The organism is Pseudaminobacter soli (ex Li et al. 2025) (assembly GCF_003012705.1).
GTDB classification, from domain to species: Bacteria; Pseudomonadota; Alphaproteobacteria; order Rhizobiales; family Rhizobiaceae; genus Pseudaminobacter; species Pseudaminobacter soli.
In genome coordinates this window covers 438,482-460,311 of the sequence record NZ_PXYL01000001.1, presented here as the reverse complement: position 1 = coordinate 460,311, position 21,830 = coordinate 438,482, and the positions used below count along the sequence as shown (strand labels likewise).

Annotated in this window: 18 protein-coding genes; 5 read left to right on the top strand and 13 right to left on the bottom strand. The window is 62.2% G+C overall.

Annotated features, from left to right (window positions below; genetic code table 11):
• Positions 1-7 precede the first annotated feature (7 nt).
• On the bottom strand, positions 8-1,186 hold the full coding sequence (locus C7I85_RS02205; protein ID WP_106722305.1) for an MlaE family ABC transporter permease: 1,179 nt from the start codon (positions 1,184-1,186) through the stop codon (positions 8-10).
• A gap of 77 nt (positions 1,187-1,263) precedes the next feature.
• Between C7I85_RS02205 and dgcA the strand changes: the two genes are divergently transcribed.
• Positions 1,264-2,247, top strand: a complete 984-nt coding sequence (gene dgcA, locus C7I85_RS02200) for an N-acetyl-D-Glu racemase DgcA (protein WP_106722304.1) — start codon at positions 1,264-1,266, stop codon at positions 2,245-2,247.
• Here the strand turns inward: dgcA and C7I85_RS02195 are convergent.
• Together C7I85_RS02195 and C7I85_RS02190 are read right to left on the bottom strand one after the other, a co-directional pair.
• The gene (locus C7I85_RS02195; protein ID WP_106722303.1) at positions 2,185-3,435 is read right to left on the bottom strand and encodes an MFS transporter; all 1,251 of its coding nucleotides are present in this window, start codon (positions 3,433-3,435) and stop codon (positions 2,185-2,187) included. The two genes, dgcA and C7I85_RS02195, sit on opposite strands and share 63 nt — an antisense overlap.
• 322 nt (positions 3,436-3,757) lie before the next feature.
• Positions 3,758-4,579 (bottom strand): UDP-2,3-diacylglucosamine diphosphatase, encoded by an 822-nt coding sequence (locus C7I85_RS02190; protein WP_106722589.1) that lies wholly within the window; start codon positions 4,577-4,579, stop codon positions 3,758-3,760.
• A gap of 119 nt (positions 4,580-4,698) precedes the next feature.
• Here C7I85_RS02190 and C7I85_RS02185 point away from each other — a divergent pair, with 119 nt between their 5' ends.
• From C7I85_RS02185 to C7I85_RS02175, 3 genes are all read left to right on the top strand, one after another.
• Positions 4,699-5,478 carry an SDR family oxidoreductase gene (locus C7I85_RS02185; RefSeq protein ID WP_106722302.1) on the top strand — a complete coding sequence of 260 codons (780 nt, stop codon included), beginning with the start codon at positions 4,699-4,701 and terminating at the stop codon, positions 5,476-5,478.
• Positions 5,479-5,654: 176 nt separating this feature from the next.
• Positions 5,655-7,982, top strand: coding sequence for an NADP-dependent malic enzyme (locus C7I85_RS02180; RefSeq protein WP_106722301.1), 2,328 nt, complete (start codon positions 5,655-5,657; stop codon positions 7,980-7,982).
• 104 nt (positions 7,983-8,086) lie between these two features.
• On the top strand, positions 8,087-8,977 hold the full coding sequence (locus C7I85_RS02175) for a hypothetical protein (RefSeq protein WP_106722300.1): 891 nt from the start codon (positions 8,087-8,089) through the stop codon (positions 8,975-8,977).
• On the opposite strand, the gene gltX is transcribed toward C7I85_RS02175, so the two are convergent.
• From gltX to C7I85_RS02135, 8 genes are all read right to left on the bottom strand, one after another.
• On the bottom strand, positions 8,895-10,268 hold the full coding sequence (gene gltX, locus C7I85_RS02170) for a glutamate--tRNA ligase (RefSeq protein WP_106722299.1): 1,374 nt from the start codon (positions 10,266-10,268) through the stop codon (positions 8,895-8,897). The genes C7I85_RS02175 and gltX overlap by 83 nt on opposite strands.
• A gap of 87 nt (positions 10,269-10,355) precedes the next feature.
• Complete coding sequence (locus C7I85_RS02165; RefSeq protein WP_106722298.1) at positions 10,356-12,158, bottom strand: ABC transporter ATP-binding protein; 1,803 nt, start codon at positions 12,156-12,158, stop codon at positions 10,356-10,358.
• A 409-nt stretch (positions 12,159-12,567) separates the two neighbouring features.
• The gene (locus tag C7I85_RS02160) at positions 12,568-12,981 is read right to left on the bottom strand and encodes a GNAT family N-acetyltransferase (protein WP_106722297.1); all 414 of its coding nucleotides are present in this window, start codon (positions 12,979-12,981) and stop codon (positions 12,568-12,570) included.
• A gap of 35 nt (positions 12,982-13,016) precedes the next feature.
• A complete protein-coding gene (locus C7I85_RS02155) occupies positions 13,017-14,702 on the bottom strand; it encodes an NAD+ synthase (protein WP_106722296.1) in 1,686 nt (561 codons plus the stop codon).
• A gap of 95 nt (positions 14,703-14,797) precedes the next feature.
• On the bottom strand, positions 14,798-15,511 hold the full coding sequence (locus tag C7I85_RS02150) for a DNA-3-methyladenine glycosylase I (protein WP_106722295.1): 714 nt from the start codon (positions 15,509-15,511) through the stop codon (positions 14,798-14,800).
• A 69-nt stretch (positions 15,512-15,580) separates the two neighbouring features.
• The gene (locus tag C7I85_RS02145; RefSeq protein WP_106722294.1) at positions 15,581-15,940 is read right to left on the bottom strand and encodes a diacylglycerol kinase; all 360 of its coding nucleotides are present in this window, start codon (positions 15,938-15,940) and stop codon (positions 15,581-15,583) included.
• A 54-nt stretch (positions 15,941-15,994) separates the two neighbouring features.
• Positions 15,995-16,792: a DODA-type extradiol aromatic ring-opening family dioxygenase gene (locus C7I85_RS02140; protein ID WP_106722293.1), complete on the bottom strand. Its 798-nt coding sequence runs from the start codon at positions 16,790-16,792 to the stop codon at positions 15,995-15,997.
• Between the two features lie 104 nt (positions 16,793-16,896).
• A complete protein-coding gene (locus tag C7I85_RS02135) occupies positions 16,897-17,316 on the bottom strand; it encodes a GFA family protein (protein ID WP_106722292.1) in 420 nt (139 codons plus the stop codon).
• Between the two features lie 346 nt (positions 17,317-17,662).
• Between C7I85_RS02135 and C7I85_RS02130 the strand changes: the two genes are divergently transcribed.
• Positions 17,663-18,733: a diguanylate cyclase domain-containing protein gene (locus tag C7I85_RS02130; RefSeq protein WP_106722291.1), complete on the top strand. Its 1,071-nt coding sequence runs from the start codon at positions 17,663-17,665 to the stop codon at positions 18,731-18,733.
• An 85-nt stretch (positions 18,734-18,818) separates the two neighbouring features.
• Here C7I85_RS02130 and C7I85_RS02125 read toward each other — a convergent pair whose 3' ends face one another.
• The gene (locus C7I85_RS02125; protein WP_106722290.1) at positions 18,819-20,192 is read right to left on the bottom strand and encodes a class II 3-deoxy-7-phosphoheptulonate synthase; all 1,374 of its coding nucleotides are present in this window, start codon (positions 20,190-20,192) and stop codon (positions 18,819-18,821) included.
• 140 nt (positions 20,193-20,332) lie between these two features.
• Positions 20,333-21,724, bottom strand: a complete 1,392-nt coding sequence (gene gor, locus C7I85_RS02120) for a glutathione-disulfide reductase (protein WP_106722289.1) — start codon at positions 21,722-21,724, stop codon at positions 20,333-20,335.
• Positions 21,725-21,830: the final 106 nt, after the last annotated feature.

The following is a 21,830-nucleotide window of genomic DNA, read 5'->3' as shown; positions in this document are numbered from 1 at the left end:
TTCGCCTCTAGAAGCCGATGGACGCAAAGAAGATGGCGAAGGCGCCATCCAGGATGATGACCACGAAGATCGATTTGACCACCGAAGCCGTCACATGACGGCCAAGCGATTCGGCGCTGCCGCCGACCTTCAGCCCTTCGACGGACGCCAGAATGCCGATGATCATCGCCATGAACGGCGCCTTGATCAGTCCGGAGAAGATGGTGCTGAGATCGATGCCCACGCGCAGCCGGTCGACGAATGCCGTCGGGCTGATGTTCGAATAGTAGTAGGAAATCACGATGGCGCCGCCCAACGCCGCGAAATTGGCGGCAACCGTCAGGCAAGGCAGCGCGATCACAAGCGCGACCAGTCGCGGGAACACCAGGACGCCCACCGGGTTGAGGCCGATGACCTTCAGCGCGTCCACTTCCTCGCGCATCTTCATCGACCCGATCTCGGCCGTTATCGCGCTGCCGGATCGGCCTGCCACCATGATGGCAGTCATCAGCACGCCCAGTTCGCGCAGGATCAGGATGCCGACCAAGTCCACGACGAAGATGTCCGCACCGAAATAGCGGAGCTGGTAGGCGCCCTGCTGGGCCACGATCGCGCCGACGATGGTGGACATCAGCACCACCACGGGGACCGCCCCGACGCCCATGCGGTCGATCTGATTGAAGATAGCAGCCAGGTTGATGGCGTGCCCGCGCCCGAGCTTCAATTGCGCGCCGCGGATCGTCGAGCCCAGTATGTTCATCGAGGCGAGGAAGTCGTCGCGGATCGTGTAGACTGTGCGACCGATGGTTTCGAGCGCCATGATGAGGAAGCTGGGCCCCCTGGGCCGGTGCGTGTCCACGCCCCGGCGCGATGCTTCGCGAACCGCGTCGAGCAGGATCGACGCCTCGCGGCTCTGCGCCAGCAGCGTGACCTGCGAGCCGTGACCTTCATTGACGGTCCGGACCCTGTCGATCAGCCAGGCGCCTGCGGTATCGATCTTGTCTATGCCCGAAAGATCGAGCGTCAGCACTTCGCCGCTGTGCCGAGTCTCAAGTCGCCGCATCTCTAAATCGACCTGCGCCACGGTGCGGGTTATCCAGGCCCCTGACAGGGCATAGACACGCACGCCATCCCGCTCCACCTCTGTGACGAGAGGAAGATTCTCGGTGGCGGTGCTCGGCCGCCTGTTGTTGGCATTGATCAACATAGCTGCCTGTTTTATCCCGTCATATCGGGTCTGTCACTTTGTCGGCCAAGCAGCAGCGAAGAGTGGAGAAGAAAAATATGGCGCGTGTCCTTTCGGTCAATGCTGAGCGGTTCCCCATAGCCGGTACCTTCACGATCTCGCGCGGCTCGAAAACCGAAGCGGAAGTCATAACTTGCACGATTTCGGACGGCGTTTACACGGGGCGCGGCGAATGCGTTCCCTATAAGCGCTACGGCGAAACCATGGAGGGCGTGCAGGCGGCGATCGAATCGATTGCACCGAAGATTGCCGCCGGCCTTGACCGGCAAGCCCTGATGGACGCGATGCCTGCCGGTGCAGCCCGCAACGCGGTCGATTGCGCCCTCTGGGACCTGGAGGCCAAGATTTCCGGCACCCCAGCATGGCAGCGCCTTTCTGATTCGGCCCCCAAGCCGCTGGAGACGGCCTATACCCTCTCCCTCGGCACGCCCGAGGCGATGGCCGCGCAGGCTCGCGAAAACGCGTCCCGGCCCTTGCTGAAGGTCAAGATCGGCGGCGACGGCGACATCGCCCGTATCCGGGCTGTGGCTGACGCAGCCCCCAACAGCCGTATCATTCTCGACGCCAATGAAGGTTGGACCGACGAGAACATCCGCGAAAACATGGCAGTGGCGGCGGATCTGGGAATCGCGCTGATCGAACAGCCCCTGCCCGCCGGCAAGGACGGCATTTTGCGAAACATTCCTCACCCGGTGCCGATCTGTGCCGACGAAAGCGGACACGGCGTCGAGGACCTCACCTCGCTGCTTGGGCTCTACGACTCGATCAACATCAAGCTCGACAAGACCGGCGGGCTTACGGCTGCCCTGCTGCTGCGCGACCGCGCACGCGAACTCGGATTCTCGATCATGGTCGGCTGCATGGTCGGCACGTCGCTGGCGATGGCGCCGGCTGTGCTGCTCGCGCAGGATGCCGAGTTCGTCGATCTGGATGGGCCGCTGCTTCTGGCGCGCGACCGCTCACCCGGCCTCGTCTACAACGGCTCGCTCGTCTCGCCGCCCCAGCAGGCGCTTTGGGGCTGAGCGGGCGGCGAGCCCGATGAAGAGCAGGCCGACCAGCGCCACGCCCGCCATGACGAAGAAGCCGTCGACGCCGAGGCGATCGTAGAGCGCGCCGGAAATCAGCGTCACGCTGGCCATGGCAAAACCGTTGGCGAAGAAGGCGATTCCCTGCGCCGCGCCCATTCGTTCCTCGGCCACCGTTTCGCCGATCATCTTCTGCACGCCGATCAGGATCAGGCCGGTTGAGAACGCGTGCAGCGTCTGCGCGACGAAGAAGCCGAAGGCGCCAAGCCCAAGCGGCCAGATGAGCGGATACATGAGCCAGCGCAGGATCGCCGCGAGGCCTGCCATGACCAGAAGCGTGGGCGCGCGCATATGGCTGAAGACGCGCGTGAAGATCATGAACATGCCAACTTCGGCTACCACGGCCCAGGCCCACAGAAGCCCGACAAGCGTTTCGCTGAGTTGGATCGACTTCCAGTAGATCGAGACGAAACTATAGAGGAAACCGTGGCTGGAAATGATCACCCCGGCTCCGATGACGAAGAACAGGAAGTAGGCGTTGAGGAGCTTTGGCGCCTCCTCCTGCAGTTCCGTGGCCGACAGCGGCGAAGCGCGTCTCGGGCGCCCCAGGCGCGGCGCCAGGAACGAAACGGCCAGCGCGCCAACGAGGCCGAGGGAGATCATGACCGGCACGGCATTTGCGCTGTAGACCGCCAGAACGGCGCCGCCCACCAGATTGGCTGCCAGAAACGAGATCGAACCCCAGATCCGCATCCGCGCATAGACCGACCCGAAGCGCCGCACGCCCGAAAGCGCCAGCGAATCGGTCAGCGGCGTCTGCGGTGTCCAGAACACCGCCAGCACCAGCGAAACGCCCAGAACGGTGACATAGGTCGGTTCAAGGAAGTAGCCGGCCGAGAGCAACAGCGCCGCCGCAACCATCAGGATCAGCACATTGGCACGGTCCCTCGCCCGATCGGCCATTGCCGTGATGAAGGGCGTCGTGACCACGCGCAGGAACATCGGCGCCGAAAGGATCAGCGCTATCTGCTCGGCCGCGAAACCCTTCGACTCAAGCCAGAGCGGGAAGTACGGCAGATGCACGCCAAGCGGGATAAAGATCGCGAGGAAGATCAGCGATATGCGCAGTTCGAAATGGCGCGGCTTGACGAGCTGGTCGGGTGAAAGCGTCGACGGTAGTGGCATGAGGGAGCGCGGGTCCGAGCGCGACTCATGCGAAAATCCCCGGCCGCGCTAACGGCTCCATTAACATGCCCCCGATTGCCGGGAAACAAAGCAAATCCGCGGGCCTATTTGGCTGGACTGCCACGCGCGGTGTCTCCAGCGACAAGGCATTCCCGGATCGGGCGGCCGTTGGAAGCCTCGCATCCACCGTGCCGAGCACGCCAAGCTTTTGTGTGTGCCTTGCTGCCGGCTGCTGCGCGGCAGGAGCGGCCGAGGCAGTACGCGTCGCCCTATCGATGCGGGCGCGCTGATTGGCAGGCTCCCAATTCATGGCGAATGCCCATCATGCCGCCTTGACGGCACCCCCTTCGATGACCGTCGGCACGAAGACAGTCTCCGGAACCGGGTTCGTCGCGAGCACTTGCGGCCAGCACAGGATTTCCATCGTGCCGTCGAAATGCTCGACCACTGCGGTACAGCTTTCCACCCAGTCGCCGGTGTTGACGTAGCGCACGTCGCCGAAATCCTCGATCGTCGCGTGGTGGATATGGCCGCAGATCACGCCATCGACGGCCGAACGCCGCGCCTCTTCGGCCAGAACGTCCTGGAAGGCGCCGATGAAGTTCACCGCCTTCTTCACCTTCACCTTGGCCCAGGAAGAGAACGACCAGTAAGGCATGCCGAACATGCGGCGCAGCCGCGACACCAAGCGGTTGACGATGATGGCGAGGTCATAGGCCTTGTCGCCCAGATAGGCCAGCCAGCGCGCATTGTGGACGATGGCGTCGAACTGGTCGCCATGGATGACCAGATAGCGCTTGCCATCGGCCGCCTCGTGGATCGCACGGTCGGCCACTTCGATGCCGCCGAAATGCGTGCCCTGGAACATTCGCAGGAATTCGTCGTGATTCCCGGCGATGTAGATGATCTTGGTGCCCTTGCGCGCCTGCCGCAGCAGTTTCTGGACCACGTCATTGTGGGTTTGCGGCCAGTGCCAGGAGCGACGCAGCCGCCAGCCGTCAACGATATCGCCGACGAGATAGATCGTCTCGGCCTCGTGGTGGCGCAGGAAATCGATCAGGAACTCCGCCTTGGCAGGCTTGGAGCCAAGATGGACATCCGAAATGAACAGGGTGCGGAATGTGCGGGGCGCTTGACCGGACATGGCATTCGTTCCGTTAACGGTTGCGCTGCCTATGCCCAGATTCATGCAACAGGCGTATGACGGTTGCGGTTTCCGCGCCAAGGGATAGGTTATCGGCCTGCAAATCGGAGAAGCAAATCATGGATCTCGGCATTCGGGGAAAGACGGCAATCATATGCGCATCGAGCCGGGGGCTCGGGCGCGGATGCGCCATGGCCCTGGCCGAGGCAGGCTGCAATCTGGTCGTGAACGGCCGCGACGAAGCGATCCTGGCGAAGACCGCCCAGGAAATCCGCGACCGCTTCGGCGTCAACGTCATCGAGGTGGTGGGCGACGTTGCCGACCCGGCCGTGCAGAAGGCCCTGCTGGCGGCGGCGCCGGCTCCCGACATCCTCGTCAACAACAATGGCGGGCCGCCCCCGCGCCCGCTGGGCGAACTCGATCGCAAGAAATTGATCGACGGCGTCACCAACAACATGATCACGCCGATCGAGCTTGTTCAGGCCGTCATCAACGGCATGGCCGAGCGCGGCTTCGGCCGCATCGTCAACATCACGTCGCTGTCGGTCTATGTGCCGATTCCCGGGCTGGACCTGTCATCGGGCGCACGAGCGGGCCTCACCTCGTTCCTCGCCGGCGTGGCGCGCACCGTCATCAGCCGCAACGTCACCATCAACAACCTGCTGCCCGGCAAGCTGGACACCGACCGCCTGCGCACCACGCACGGCAGCGGCGAGGTCGAGACGCCGGAAGCGGCACGGGAGCGCAAGGAGCGCCTGAGCGCCGACATTCCGGCCAAGCGGCTCGGCACGCCGGAGGAATTCGGCCAGATTTGTGCCTTCCTGTGCTCGGCGCATGCGGGTTATCTTACCGGTCAGAACATACCGGTGGATGGCGGGCTCTATGTGAGCGCTTTCTGAGCCGATCACAGATCGGACTCAATTTGTGAATTAGTGGTTCCAACTATTTGGAATCACGAAAACTTGGTGATTGCCCGCGTTTTCGGTCGGTGAACGATCTCGAAAACGCGGCGTTGCGTGTTAAATCATGGTCCAGGGCCAGGCCCTGACGACCTATGCGGAATAAAGCGGCTGATATGGACACCGAAAAAGACAACGCGGCACGCTCCGACCTCAACGAGGCGGCGCTGTTCTTCCACAAATATCCCGTTGCGGGAAAACTCGAGATCCAGGCGACGAAGCCGCTCGGCAATCAGCGCGACCTGGCGCTAGCCTATTCGCCCGGCGTTGCTGCCCCATGCCTGGCGATCCGCGACGAGCCGGCGACCGCAGCCGACTATACGGCGCGCGCCAATCTCGTGGCCGTCATCTCCAACGGCACCGCGGTTCTCGGCCTCGGCAATATCGGCCCACTCGCTTCCAAGCCGGTGATGGAGGGCAAAGCCGTCCTGTTCAAGAAATTCGCCGGCATCGACGTGTTCGACATCGAGATCGAGGCGCCAGAAATCGAGCGCATGGTCGAGACCATCGCCGCGCTGGAACCGACCTTCGGCGGCATCAACCTTGAAGACATCAAGGCGCCGGAATGCTTCGAGGTCGAGGAGCAGCTCAAGGCGCGGATGAAGATCCCCGTCTTCCACGACGACCAGCATGGCACCGCCATCATCGTCGCCGCCGCCATCCTCAACGGGCTGGAGCTTGCCGGCAAGAAGATCGAGGACGTCAAGATCGTCACCTCGGGAGCGGGTGCAGCGGCGCTGGCTTGCCTCAATCTGCTCGTCTCGCTCGGCGCCAAGGTCGAGAACATCTGGGTCACGGACCGCTATGGCGTCGCCTATAAGGGCCGCGTCGAGGAGATGGACCGCTGGAAGGACCCTTACGTCAAGGAGACCAATGCGCGGACGCTGGACGACGTCATCGGCGGCACCGACGTGTTCCTCGGCCTCTCCGCCGCCGGCGTGCTGCGGCCCGAACTGCTCAAGGACATGGCCGAAAAGCCGCTGATCCTGGCGCTGGCCAACCCCGTGCCGGAAATCATGCCGGAAGTGGCGCGCGCCGCGCGTCCCGACGCCATGATCTGCACCGGACGCTCGGACTTCCCCAACCAGGTCAACAACGTCCTCTGCTTCCCCTACATTTTCCGCGGCGCGCTGGATTGCGGCGCAAGCGCAATCAACGAGGAGATGAAGCTCGCGGCAGTCCGCGCGATCGCCTCGCTGGCGCGCGAGGAACCTTCGGATGTCGCCGCAAAAGCCTATTCGGGCGAGACGCCGACCTTCGGCCCCGACTTCCTGATTCCGTCGCCGTTCGATCCGCGCCTCATCCTGCGCATCGCCCCGGCTGTCGCCAAGGCAGCCTGCGAAAGCGGCGTCGCCACGCGCCCGATCACCGACTTCCCGGCCTATCTCGACCGGCTCAACCGCTTCGTCTTCCGCTCCGGCCTCGTCATGAAGCCGGTGTTCTCCTCTGCCAAATCCTCAAGCGCAAAGCGCGTCATCTACGCCGATGGCGAGGACGAGCGCGTGCTGCGCGCGGCGCAGGTGGTGCTGGAGGAAGGCATCGCCCAGCCGATCCTCATCGGCCGCCCCAATGTCGTGGACGTGCGCCTGCGCCGCTACGGCTTGCGCATCCGGCCGGGCACAGACTTCGAGCTGATCAATCCCGAGGACGATCCGCGCTATCGCGACTACGTCGAGCTTTTGATCGAACTCGGCGGCCGGCGCGGCATCACGCAGGAAGCTGCGCGCACCATGGTCCGCACCGAGAGCACGGTGATCGCGGGCCTGGCGGTACGCCGCGGCGAGGCCGACGCCATGATCTGCGGGCTTGAAGGGCGATTCGCCCGCCACCTGCGCAATGTGAGGCTGCTCATCGGCGCGCGTGAAGGCGTTCGCGATCACGATCTGTCAGCGCTTTCCATGCTGATCACGAGCCGTGGCGTCATCTTCCTGACCGACACCTACGTCTCGGTTGATCCGACCGCCGAAGAGATCGCCGAAATGACGATCCTGGCGGCCGAGGAAATCCGCCGCTTCGGCATCGAGCCCAAGGCGGCACTTCTATCCTTCTCGAATTTCGGTTCGCGCGACGCGCCGAGCGCGGTGAAAATGCGCGAGGCAGCCGAGATCCTGAAGCGCGTGGCGCCCGACCTGCAGTGCGACGGCGAAATGCATGCCGATTCGGCCCTCTCGGAGCACCTGCGGCAGAGGGTCTATCCGCACTCGACGCTGAAGGGCGAGGCCAATCTTCTCGTCTTCCCGAACCTCGACGCGGCCAACATCACCTTGAACACCGTCAAGATGATGATGGATGCGCTCCATGTCGGCCCGATCCTGCTCGGCACGGCGCAGCCTGCCCACATCCTGACGCCTTCGGTGACGTCGCGCGGCGTGGTCAACATGACCGCACTGGCCGTCGTCGAAGCCGGGCATAGGGCGCAGGCTACGCTGGCCAAGCCGGACTGAGGGAAACGGAACGAAATCCTGCAGACCGGATTTCAGTAAATCGGCAGTTAACCCCGCATGTGCTAGGCGGCGCGGCGGGGGGCAAAAGTGATATCGGAGTGAAGATGACGGCCGGGTCGAAAAGGTTCCTCAAGGCAATCGCAATCGTTGCCGGCACCTCCTCGGGCGTCCTCGCCGCTGTCGCGCAAGCCCCTGCCGATGCTCGCCTGTGCGACCAGCTCGAAGCCGAGCTGGTTGGCATCGCGCCTCGCCAGGCGCCCAATACCGCCAAATACGACACTGCGATCGCCAAGCAGCGCGATCAGATCGTCAAGTTGCGCAATCGTGCGCAAGTGACCGGCTGTGGCTTTTCCTCGACTGGCCGCGGCACGGAAAACTGTGCCAGCCTGAACGCCACCCTGGCGAAGATGGAGAGCAATCTCGACAGCCTGCAACAGGCGCGTGCTCAGGCCGCCTACGTCGCCCCCGCAAGGTCGCCGGAAGAAATCATCGCGGCGCTGGACGCGAATGGCTGCCGTGAGCAAACGGACTCCTATCCGCTGGATTCCAGCACCGAAGCCGCTGACCGAAACGGACGCACGATCGAGCAGATCCTCAGCGACCCCGCGGTCAGCGAGCAGAGCGACGTGGATCTTGCTGGCGAACAAGGCAACACCGCCTCGCTCGACGACAATCAGGCGATCGAACGACAGTCGCTGGATCCGGTCGACAATACGGGCCAGCCTTCCGATTACGAAATCATCGCCGGCAATCCCCCGCGAGCCGATAGCCCGGCGACGGGATCCGATCGGACCCATTCATCATCGATCGTGAAGCCGGAGCCGCCCGCAGCGCCCACTAAAGTCGAGACGGCCAGTTCTACCGCGACACGCCAGCCGCCGGTCGAGCGCGATCTCGACCCCAACCGCAAGGTCAGGGTCGTCGGGCCAGTGTTCCTTCCCGACCCAGAAGGGGCAATAGATCTGCGAGCTCCGGGCCGGAAGCCAGGCCAGTAAGAGCCAGGCGCAGCGGCATGAAAAGGGCCTTGCCCTTTCGGCCGGTGGCTTCCTTCACCGCATTGGTCCACGACTTCCAGGTTTCGCGATCCCAGGGTTCTTCGGGCAGAAGTTCCAGCGCCTCACGGACGAATTCCGCATCCTGTTCGGACAGTTCATCCGTCTGCTCCGGCCCCTGGCGCACGATTCGCCACCAGCCTGCGGCATCCGCCAGCTTGTCGAGGTTGCCGCGCACGGCGAGCCAGAAGGCCTCAGCCTGATCGCCGGAAACGCCGAGAGCCGAAAGCCGGTCCTGGGCCTGCTCGAACGGCATCTTGTGAAGCAGCGTGCGGTTGAGGACGATGAGTTCGTCCGGATCGAATTTCGACGCCGACTTGGACGTCGCTGCCGGATCGAAATGGGAAGCGAGCTCCGACATGCTCGGCATGGCGGCGACGTTTTCGGATGAGCCGATCAGCACCGCCAGCGAGGCGACCGCCATCGGCTCGATGCCGGATTCGCGCAAGCCAGAAATCGACAGCGCACCAGTGCGCTTCGACAGCCCCTCGCCTCCGCTCGTGGTCAGCATGTTGTGGTGACCGAAGATCGGCGCCTCGGCGCCAAGGGCGCGGAACAGCGCGATCTGCACGCCGGTGTTGGTGACGTGGTCGTCGCCACGGATGATATGGGTGATGCCCATGTCGATATCGTCGACCACCGAAGGCAGCGTGTAGAGATAGGTCCCGTCCTCACGCACCAGAACCGGGTCTGAGAGCGAAGCGAGATCGACGGTCTCCTCGCCGCGCACGAGATCGTTCCAATGGATCTCGGTGCGTTCGGTGTCGAACGGGTCGTGCTTGAAATTGGGCAGCAGGAAGCGCCAGTGCGGCTTGCGGCCTTCGGCCTCCAGAGCCTCGCGCTCCTCAGGCGTCAGCTTCAGCGCCTCACGGCCATAGACTGGCGGCAGTTTTCGCGACAGGCGGATCTTGCGGCGCAGTTCGAGCTCTTCCTGCGTCTCGTAGCAGGCGTAAAGCAGCCCGGCTGCCTTCATCCATTCCGTGACTTCGTCATAGCGGCCGAAGCGACGCGACTGAATTTCGGTGGCATCCGGGAAAATGCCCAGCCAGTGCAGGTCATAGAGGATGGCGTCGGCATATTCCTGCTTCGAACGCGCGATGTCGGTGTCGTCGAAGCGTTGGACGAAGCGGCCGCCATTCTTCATGGCAAACAGCCAGTTGAACAGCGCGGTGCGCGCATTGCCGATGTGGATGCGGCCTGTCGGCGACGGAGCGAAGCGTACAGTTACGGTCATTTGCACCGGTTAACGGATGCTTATGATATTGGCAAGGCTGCCATGCGGGTCATGGGCCACGGCCAAGCGTGGCCCATGATACTCTTTTCAGACAAGCCCCTTCGTCAGTTCCAGCGCCTGCCGCTCGAACAGACGGCGATAGATGCCGTTGTTCAGCCGGATGAGAGCAGCATGGTCGCCCTCTTCCACGATGCGGCCGCGATCGAACACCAGAAGCCGGTCGAGCGCCTGCACGGTCGAAAGCCGGTGCGCGATGACGAGCGTGGTGCGCCCGACCATCAGCCGCTCCATCGCCTGCTGGATCAGCACCTCCGATTCCGAATCCAGGCTCGAGGTTGCCTCGTCGAGGATCAGGATCGGTGCGTCGGCCAGGAAGGCACGGGCGATCGCCACACGCTGACGCTCGCCGCCCGACAGCTTTACGCCGCGCTCGCCCACAAGCGTGCCGTAGCCCTTCGGCAGGCGGGTGATGAAGTCGTGCGCGCTGGCAAGCTTCGCCGCCTTCTCGATCTCCGCCTGCGTGGCGCCGGGCCGCGCATAGGCGATGTTCTCGGCCAGCGATCGGTGGAACAGGATGGGCTCCTGCTGCACGATGGCGATCTGCGAACGCAGCGAGGCCTGCCGCGCCTGCGAGATGTCCTGCCCGTCGATCAGGACACGCCCGCCGCTGACATCGTAGAGCCGCTGGATGAGCTTGACGAAGGTCGTCTTGCCGGAACCCGAGTGCCCGACCAGCCCCACCCGCTCGCCCGCTTTGATCGTGACGGAGAAGTCGCGATAGAGCGGCGAATGGTGGCTGCCATAGTGGAAGGTCACCTTGTCGAACTTGATATCGCCATCGGTGATCTCGATCGGCCTCGCATGCGGCTTGTCCTCGATGCCCAGGGGTTGGCCGTGGATGTCGACCAGTTCCTCCATGTCGTTGACCGAGCGCTGCAGGTTGCGCACATGCATGCCGACGTCGCGCAGATAGCCCTGCAGCACGAAGAACGAGGTCAGCACGAAGGCGATGTCGCCGGCGCTCGCCTGACCATTCGCCCATAGCAGCAGCGCAAAGCCGATGACCGCAGCGCGCAGGACAATCAGCGTCACGCCCTGTGCTGTGCCGTTGATCGTTCCGCGCGACCAGGTGCGGTCGGTGCGATGCTGCCACTTGCCCAGGACCTTCGACAGGATAGCATCCTCGCGATGCTCGGCGCCGAAAGCCTTGACGACGGAGTTGCAGCTCACCGCATCGGCCAGCGCGCCGCCGAGCTTGGTGTCCCAGCGGTTGGCGAGGCTCGCCGCCGGCGCGACATAGGCAAGCGACAGCGACACTGTGAGCGCGATGTAGAGCAGCGAGCCGACCGCCACGATCAGACCCATCATCGGCCAGTACCAGGCCAGCAGAACGGTGGAGCCGACCAGCATCACCAGCGACGGCAGAAGAGCGATCAGGATCGTGTCGTTCAAGAGGTCGAGCGCCCACATGCCGCGCGTCACCTTGCGCACGGTCGAGCCAGCAAAGGCATTCGCGTGCCAGTCGGTCGAAAAGCGCTGGATGCGGAAGAAGGCATCGGACGCGATGTCGGACATCATGTCGAGCGTCAGCTTCACGATACCCATGAAGGTGACGTAGCGCATGACGATCGCGCCCAGCGCCAGCGCCAAGAGCGTGAAGAAGGCCGAGAGCGCAGCATTCCAGGCCACGACGTCGCTTGCCGCGCCGGAGGCGACAGCATCGACCAGCCGCCCGGAATAAAGCGGCGTCAAAACGTCGGCCATGGTCGACAGAAGCACTGCAATGCCGATCACCGTCAGCCGAACGGGCTGGCGACGCCAATGTTTGGCAGTGAAGCCGAAGACGCTGCGGAAAGCCCCGCCGCGCCAGTCGATACGAAAACGAGCCATAATGTCATTCGGGGGCAAAGAGCCGCCCGATCCCAATAAGAAGTCAGTTATGGAAACACCGCGAAAGGACGGCAAAGCCGACCGGGAGATGCGCGGTACGAAAACGAATTTGGCGACCGGTCCAGAATGTTTCCGGCGGCGACCGAGGCAGCAGACCTAACCCAAAGCTTGGCCGAATGAGGACAAACCTCTTCGGCACCCTGCTTGAGAGCTAGGCCTCGGAACCTCGCATAACGATGTCAAATTCTGCCATTCGTGCCCTCCCGAAGCGGGGAAACGCGGGAAGTTGCTTATAGAATAGGCAATTGTGTTCGCCAAGCCGGCCAGGCCGAGAAAGCCGCTTTGGATCAAACGGTGCGGTAAAGCTGCAACAAATTAGCAATGAGAACTTTAGATCGACGTAATCCGGTCAGGGCGATGGCGTGCGCGACAGGCGCATATACTGCCCGTCGGTCGACCTGACGAAGCCGAGCTTTTCATAGACGCCATGGGCGTCCGATGTTGACAGGCCCCAATGCAGGATGCCGCCGAGGTCCGGATGATCGAGGAACGCACTGACCAGCTTGCGGCCAAGCCCCTGCCCGCGATGCTCGGGCCAGACGATGATGTCGCAGAGATAACCGAAATAGGTGCGGTCGGTGACGGCGCGGGCGAAAGCCACCTGCTCGCCGTTACAGTAGGCCGCAGCGCAGAGCGAATTGGCGAAAGCCTGCTCGTGACCCCCATCAGTGCGGTACTTGCCCCAGTAGGCCGCCTTCAGAATCTCGGAAGTGGCGCGGAAATCGATCCGGTCCCTGTCGAAACTGATCTTATAGTCGGCCACGGCCACCTCCCCACGCCCGTTGCAGAAACAGGAACCTAGTTGCGATCCCTGAATCTGTTGGTGATCGGATAGCGCCGGTCACGCCCAAAGTTCTTCTTGGTGATCTTCACGCCCGGCGCTGCCTGCCGGCGCTTGTATTCGGCGATGTAGAGCAGATGCTCGATGCGATGGACCAGATCGCGGTCGTGACCGCGCGCGACGATGTCGTCGACGCCCATCTCGTTTTCGACCAGGCACTCCAGAATGTCGTCCAGCACCGGATAGGGCGGCAGCGAATCCTGATCGGTCTGGTTTTCACGCAGCTCCGCCGACGGTGCCTTGTCGATGATGTTCTGCGGGATCACCTCTCCGGAAGGCCCCAGCGCGCCCGGCGGCACCGTGCCATTGCGCCAGCTCGCCAGCGCATAGACCTGCATCTTGTAGAGGTCCTTGATCGGGTTGAAGCCGCCGTTCATGTCGCCATAGAGCGTGGCGTAGCCCACCGACATTTCCGACTTGTTGCCGGTGGTCACCACCATCGAGCCGAACTTGTTGGAAATCGCCATCAGGATGGTGCCGCGGGCACGGCTCTGCAGGTTTTCCTCGGTGATGCCTTCCTTGGTACCCTCGAAGAGCTGTGTCAGCGCGTGCATGAACCCTTCGACGGGCTCGAAGATCGGCACGATGTCATAGCGGCAGCCGAGCGCACGGGCGCAGTCTTCCGCGTCCTTCAGCGAATCGCTGGACGTATAGCGGTAAGGCATCATGACCGTGCGCACCCGCTCGTCGCCCAGCGCATCGACGGCAAGTGCCGCGCAAAGCGCCGAGTCGATGCCGCCCGACATACCGAGCACGACATTCTTGAAGCCGTTCTTGTTCACATAGTCGCGCAGGCCCAGCATGCAGGCCCGGTAGTCGGCCTCTTCCCGCTCGGGAATCCTGGACACCGGCCCGTCGACGCATTCCCAGCCGTCTTCGCTGCGCTTCCAGGTGGTGACGACGACGGCCTCCTCGAACTGGCTCATCTGGAAGGCCAGCTGCTTTTCGGCCGATATGGCGAAAGAAGCACCGTCGAAGATCAGCTCGTCCTGACCGCCGAGCTGGTTGGCGTAGAGCATCGGAAGACCGGTTTCGATGACCTGTTTGATCACCACCTGCTGACGCACGTCGATCTTGCCGCGGCAATAGGGCGAACCGTTCGGCACCAGCAGGATTTCAGCGCCCGACTCGGCAAGCGTCTCGCAGACGCCAAGGTCGCCCCAGATGTCCTCGCAGATCGGGATGCCCAGCCGGACACCGCGATAGTTGACCGGCCCAGGCATGTCCGGTCCCGGCTGGAACACGCGCTTCTCGTCGAACTCGCCATAGTTCGGCAGGTCGATCTTGTAGCGCTCGGCGATCACTTTGCCGTTGTCCGCCACGATGATCGAATTGTGAAGCCCGCTCTTGCGCCGCAGCGGCGTGCCGATAATGACACCGGGTCCGCCATCGGCCGTCTCTGCGGCGAATTCAGTCGCCGCGCGCTCGCAAGCCGTCACGAAGGCCGGCTTGAGCACAAGGTCCTCCGGCGGATAGCCAGCAATGAAGAGTTCGGTGAACAGGACAAGGTCAGCGCCCTGCCGCGCGGCATCCGCCCTCGCCTCCCTGGCCTTGGCAATATTGCCGGCAATATCGCCGACGACCGGGTTCAGCTGAGCTACGGCAATGCGCAGAATATCGCGGACTACGGGCTTTGTGTTCATGCCAAGGGGTGTAGCGCGGCAGGATTATGGTTGCAACGGACAGGGCGAAGCGATGATGTGGGCCACAATGCTCAATATGAGCATATGCCCGCCATCTATTCTCCAGTGTATTCGCGGATGGTGTCGGGCGAATGGTTTTCGCCGATGGACATCGAAAGAATCCGCGAAATGTGCTTGCGCGGCAGGCCCGTCTGGCTCGCCCAGGCGTTGACCTGCTGCTGAACTAGAGCAAGGTCCCGCTTCGAGGCGGGATTTTCGGAAATTTCCAACCCCGCATCGCGCAGGGCGGCCGTCATGTCCTGCGACAGGATATAAGTGTCCCACTCCAGCCAGCGCAGGAAATACTGCCCGGTGTGGCCACCCAGCCGGCTGCCATGCTTGGCGAGATAGGTTGTCAGCCCGAGTTGGTCGTCGGCCGGCCATTCGGCCAAAAACTTGCCGAAACCGCCATGCTCCTTCGAGACACGTTCGACGAAAGCGGCGTTGTCGCGAACCGAGCGGATTTTCTGCGGATTGCGCACGATGCGCTTGTCGGAAGCGAGTTCGTGCCAGAAATCGTCGGGCTGGAACAGGAGCCGCTTCGGCTCGAAGTTCAGGAACGCCTCCTCGAAGCCCGGCCATTTCTGTTCGATCACCCGCCAGACGAAGCCGGCGGCAAAAATACGCTCGGCCATGGTCGAAAGGATGCGGTCGTCGGGAGTCCTGGCCAGCGCCGAATTGTCCGGCACGGGCCCAAGCAGCGAGGCAAGAACCTCCGGCCCGCCCTTGCGTGTGGCAGCCCTGGCGCGAATCTTCTCGAAGTCGAGCATGGAAACCTCCCGTGGAACCTTAGGCATCGTATCAGGTCCGATCCGGACAGGAATACGCTTCGAGCTCGATCAGATCTGAGTGCCGGTCAGTCGCTCGAACAGGGCGATCAGCCAAATGCCGGCAACCAGTATGATGGAGATCAGGACCGCGAGAGACCCGCAATCCTTGGCCAGTTGGATGTCGACATGGAACTCGCGTGAAACGGCGTTACAGGCGGCTTCGATGCCGGTGTTCAGCACCTCGACCATCATCAGCATCAGGATCGCGCCGATGAGCAGAGCATAGCCGCTCCAACTCGTGGCAACAAACCAGCCGACCGGAATAGCAACCAGCAGCAGGATCACCTCCTGCTGGAACGCCTTCTCGCTACGAATAAGCCGGCCGAACGCCCTGACCGAATTGCGAAACGCACTGATCAGGCGCCCCATGCCACAATCCCCACATGAATCGTCATGAAACGATCATGTAGCGCAATCCACCAGTCACTGGAACAGGTAGGAATCATTGGCGAAAAAGCCGTTATCGACCGAGTCGTGAACTCGTTTGACCTGCGGGTGTTCGCCCGCCGCGCCATAAGCGAAGAAGATCGGCATCAGATGCTCGTCGGTGGGGTGGTTGTCGGCCGCAAACGGAGCCTGGCTTTTCCAATCGAGCAGCGCTTTCGAATCGTTCGCCTTCAGCTTCTCGTCGAACCAATCGGTGAAGGCGGTCACCTTGCCCGCCAGCTCGGGATCGACCGCGGCGCCCTGCCTCATGACCGAAAAATATGCGCGCAGATTGTGAGTGATGTGACCCGAGCCGACCAGCAGCACGCCCTCCTCGCGCAACGGTGACAAAGCCTTGCCCACCGCATAGTGCCAAGCGGCATCGCGATTAGGATCGATCGAGACCTGCACAATGGGGATGTCGGCATCCGGAAAAGCCAGCTTCATCGGCGTCCAGGTGCCATGATCGAAGCCGCGCTTGCCGAGCCGCGAGGGCGACAACCCCGCATTCTCAAGCAGTTCCAGCACCTTTTCGGCCAGTTCCAGCTCACCGGGAGCGGGATAGACCATTTCATAGAGCTCCGGCGCAAAGCCCCTGAAATCGTAAATCATTTCGGGCCTTGGATCGGTCACGACCGTCACCCCATGCGTCTCGAAATGCGCCGAGACGATGACGATCGCCTTCGGCCGGGGCATCAGGCTCGATACGCTTTCAAGATAGTGACGTGCCGGCGTGTCGCTGATGACGATGCTCGGTCCGCCGTGAGAGATGAACAATGTGGGCATGGTGGCCATGGAGGTTCTCCTTGACCACAATATACGCGCGATCCAGCGTTCGAGTCAGATCGCCACTCCGCAACGAACCGTTCAGCAAACGGCAACGCTCGCCGCAGCGGCGTTCAATCGCCGGCGACTTTCACCGATGGCGCAGATGTCGCAAATTGCGGCAGGCCATCGTCAATCTCGTAGTAGTCGCCCTTGTCGGCCAGGAAGATATGGCTGTCGGCAACGAGCCCACTGGGCGTGTCGAAGGCCCCCGCCAGGACTGAAATCGTATCCAGCTCGTCATGCTTCCAGAACAGCGCCGAGCCGCAGACCCGGCAAAATCCCCTGCGGGCGACTTCCGAGCCGCTGTACCAGGTGATGTTCTCGGCGCCTTTGATCTCGATATCGGAGTCTGCGACATTCGTCGCCGCGAAGAAGTGACCGCTTTGTTTGCGGCACTGCGAGCAGTGACAATAGACGACGCCTCGCAACGGGCCGGATGTCGTGAATCGAACAGCACCGCAGCCGCAAGAACCTGTTTTCCGCTCGCTCATATCTCGTCTCCTGGCGCCACGTCACACGGGCGACAAGAAACTAACTACAAGCAACTCCCCGATGCTTTCGTCTATGCGACATCGTCGAGGACGTTCATTGTTGCTGATGTAACTATCTAACTTTCGAAAAAGCTTTTCAAAAAATACATGAAAGAATGCACTTGCTTCGAAAATTAAGGAAAGTTTATCTCCATCGCATCTAAATTAAATGTGCAAAGAGACCGCAAGGTGGGGGCCGTCTCTTGCCACGGGCAGGGTCCACCCATCAATGGATGTCTCGATCATCGCGCGTTCGGACATTGGCAGCGGAGCCGCTCCGGCGGCTCCAATGTAGAGTGGAGCAAGTATGCAGCCTGCTGTCGCCCCGGGTGAATCCGGCAACGATCTTACCAGCACCGTAGTCGCGACGATGCGCCAGATGGGCGTGATGGGCCTGCCGCGCAACTATGAAATATTCTATGAGGCGCTTTCGGGTACCAATCCGATGCTCAGCCTCGAGGTCATCGAACTTGGCAATCGCCCGACGCAGGAGCGGCTGGACCAGATCGGCCAAAAGTACTTTGCCCAGAATCACCACCAGACCGTCGTCGAAAAGGCACGCGAGGTCATCGCCCAGGAGTTGGAAGACGTCGCCCGTCTCCTGCGCAACGAACGCACTCATCTCGAGAGGTACGGCCAGATCCTCGACCAGACCTCGAGCGGCCTGAACAACAGGGACCTGCTCAGTAAGGAACTGCTTCAGAAGATCGCCACCGCCATGTCGATGGCGACGAATTCGACGATCGACCATGGCCGGCAGGTGGCGCAGACGCTGGACGAGAAATCGACCGAACTGGAAAGCGTCAAATCGAAGCTCGAGGAATACAAGCGGCTGGCCGACACCGATCCGCTCACGCATTTGTGGAACCGTCGCGCCTTCGACAAGGAACTGGCCGCGATCTACAACAGCAGCAACGGCATCGTGTTCAAGGGGTTGATCCTGGCCGACATCGATCGCTTCAAGGAGATCAATGACCGTTATGGTCATCCCGTTGGCGACAAGATCCTGAAGATCATCGCCGACATTTTCCGCACCAGCGTCAGCGACAACATGTTCGTCGCCAGGACTGGCGGCGAGGAATTCGTCTTGGTCGTGGACGGCGTCAGCGAACAATCGGCACATGAGATTGCCGATCACATCCGCCTCCTGATCGAGCAGACCCAGTTCTGCGGGGGACAGCCGAGCGTGAATTATGGGCCGGTTACGGTGTCGATGGGCATCTGCATGGCGTCCGAAGCCGAAAGCGCCGAAGACCTCTACACCAAAGCCGATCGCGCCCTCTATCGCTCGAAGATCGACGGCCGCAATCGCGTGACCCGTTTTTCCGATATTTCCGCGCGCTCGGGGAAGAACTGGATGCTTTATCGCAAGGATTAGTCGGCGTTCCGACCCAAATTGCAGACAAAACAAAAGGGCGCCGGAAATTCCGGCGCCCTTTTTGTTTTCGGAGTCGAACGACCTTTTAGGCGTTCGCGACCTTCTTCTGGTTGCGGTCGGCGCCCTTCTTCAGCAGCTCCGACACCAGGAAAGCCAGTTCGATCGCCTGATCGGCATTGAGGCGCGGGTCGCAATGCGTGTGGTAGCGATCCTGCAGCTCGTCGTCGCGGATCGCGCGCGCACCGCCCGTGCACTCGGTCACGTTCTTGCCGGTCATCTCGACATGGATGCCGCCGGCATGCGTGCCTTCAGCCGCATGGACATCGAAGAAGCTCTGAACTTCGCCCAGGATGCGGTCGAACGGACGCGTCTTGTAGCCGGCAGCCGTGACGGTGTTGCCATGCATCGGATCGCAGGACCAGACGACCTTGCGGCCTTCCTTCTGCACCGCGCGCACCAGCTTCGGAAGGTGATCGCCCACCTTGTCGGCGCCGAAGCGCGCGATCAGTGTCAGACGGCCCGGCTCGTTCTCCGGGTTCAGCAGATCGATCAGTTCCAGCAGGCCATCCGGCGTCAGCGACGGACCGCACTTCAGGCCGAGCGGGTTCTTGATGCCGCGGCAGTACTCCACATGAGCGTGATCGGACTGACGCGTACGGTCGCCGATCCAGATCATATGGCCCGAGGTGGCGTACCAGTCGCCAGACGTCGAGTCGACGCGGGTCAGCGCCTCCTCGTAGCCGAGCAGCAGAGCCTCGTGGCTGGTGTAGAAATCGGTCTCGCGCAGCGCGAAATTGTTCTCCGACGTAATGCCGACCGCACTCATGAAATTCATCGTTTCGGTGATGCGATTGGCCAGCGCCTCATAGCGCTCGCCCTGCGGGCTGTCGGAAACGAACCCGAGCATCCAGCGATGCACGTTCTCCAGGCTGGCGTAGCCGCCCTGGGCGAAAGCGCGCAGAAGGTTGAGCGTGGCAGCCGACTGGCGGTAAGCCATTTCCTGCCGCGCCGGATCCGGCACGCGCGACTTCTCGTCGAAGTCGATGCCATTGATGATGTCGCCGCGGTAGCTCGGCAGGGTCACGCCATCGCGCGTCTCGTTGTCCGACGAGCGCGGCTTGGCGAACTGGCCGGCGATGCGGCCGACCTTCACCACCGGCTGCGCACCGGCAAATGTCAGCACGACCGACATCTGCAGGAAGACGCGGAAGAAGTCGCGGATATTGTCCGCGCCGTGCTCGGCGAAGCTTTCGGCGCAGTCGCCGCCCTGCAGCAGGAACGCCTCGCCATTCGCAACGGCCGCAAGCTGCTTCTTCAGCTTGCGTGCTTCACCTGCAAAAACCAGCGGCGGAAAGGATGCAAGACGGGCCTCGGTTTCAAACAGCGCAGCCTGATCCGGATAGGCAGGAACCTGCTGGATCGGCTTGTTGCGCCAGGACTTCGGGGACCATTTCGTCATCGTTGCACCCAATACTTAATCTCAAGGCAGAAAACTGCCCGGCTAAAACTCCCGCATTTTCGGGGACAGGCCCCTATACAGGAAGCCGGATACCTATTCTACCCCGCATTTGGGTCGAAAGCGAACGCGTTCAAGGTTCCCTATTCGACCCGCTGGCCGTTTCTCACCAGATAACTCGGCTTGTACATCGTCACCAGTTCTTCGGCGGCGGTGGGATGGACCGCCATGGTGCGGTCGAAGTCGTCCTTGGTGAGGCCGGCCTTCAGAGGAATGCCGAGAAGCTGCGCCATTTCGCCGGCATCCGGGCCCAGAACATGGGCGCCAAGCACCCGTCGGGTATCCGCATCGACCACCAGCTTCATCAGCATCTTCTCCTGCCGACCCGACAGCGTATGCCGCATCGGCCGGAAGGTGGCGCGATAGATTTCGAGATTGGCGAAGCGCTTGGAAGCGTCGTCTTCCGACAGGCCGACCGTGCCGATTTCCGGCTGCGAGAACACCGCCGTCGCAATGCAATCGTGATCGGGCTTGGTCGGATTGTTCTTGTAGGCAGTCTCGATGAAGCACATCGCCTCGTGGATGGCCACGGGGGTCAACTGGATGCGATTGGTGACGTCTCCGATCGCCCAGATGTTGTCGACGCTGGTGCGCGAATAATCATCGACGATGATCTCGCCCATCTTGCCCATTTCGACCCCGACCTTTTCCAGGCCGAGATCTTCCGTGTTCGGGATTCGGCCGATGGCGAGCATCATCTGATCGGCCGTCAAAACCTCGCCGCCGGTGACGTGTGCATCAAGGCGCCCATCGGCACGCTTCTCGATCTTCTCGAAGACCGTGTGCAGCATGATCCGGATGCCCTTCTTCTCCATGGTCTCATGCAGCATGTGCCGCAGATCCATGTCGAAACGGCTCAAGATCTCCTTGCCGCGATAGATCAGCGTCGTCTCGACGCCGAGGCCGTGGAAAATGTTGGCGAACTCGACCGCAATATAGCCGCCGCCCGCAATCACAATGGATTTCGGCAATTCCGGCAGGTCGAAGGCCTCGTCGGAGAAAATGCAATACTCGTGCCCCGGCAGCGCCGTATGCGGGTTCGGCCGTCCGCCGGTGGCAATCATGATCTGATCGGCAGTGACGGTGCGGTTCTCCCCCTCGAGCCTGATCGTATGTCTGTCGACCAGCGTCGCGCGGGTATGCAAAGTCTCGCCGCCATTGCCGGCGACGCCCTTCTGGTAAAGGCCTTCCAGCCGCGAGATCTCGCGCTCCTTGTTCTCAACCAGCTTGCGCCAGTCGAAGCTGGCTTCCGGCACGGTCCAGCCATAGCCGGCCGCATCCTCGAACTGCTCGGGAAACTGGGACGCATAGACATAGAGCTTCTTGGGCACGCAGCCGCGGATCACGCAAGTGCCGCCGAAGCGGAATTCTTCGGCGATAGCCACCCGCTTGCCCATCGAGGCCGCCACGCGCGCCGCACGAACGCCGCCCGAGCCGCCGCCAATGACAAAGAGATCGTAGTCGTATGCAGTCATGATTCCTTTTCTCCGTTGGCGGGCAGAGGACAGTTAGAGCGTTTTGCAGCCAGATTGAACCGTCTGTTCGACCGAAGGCCAATTCACCAAAAGAAAAGCCCGGGCA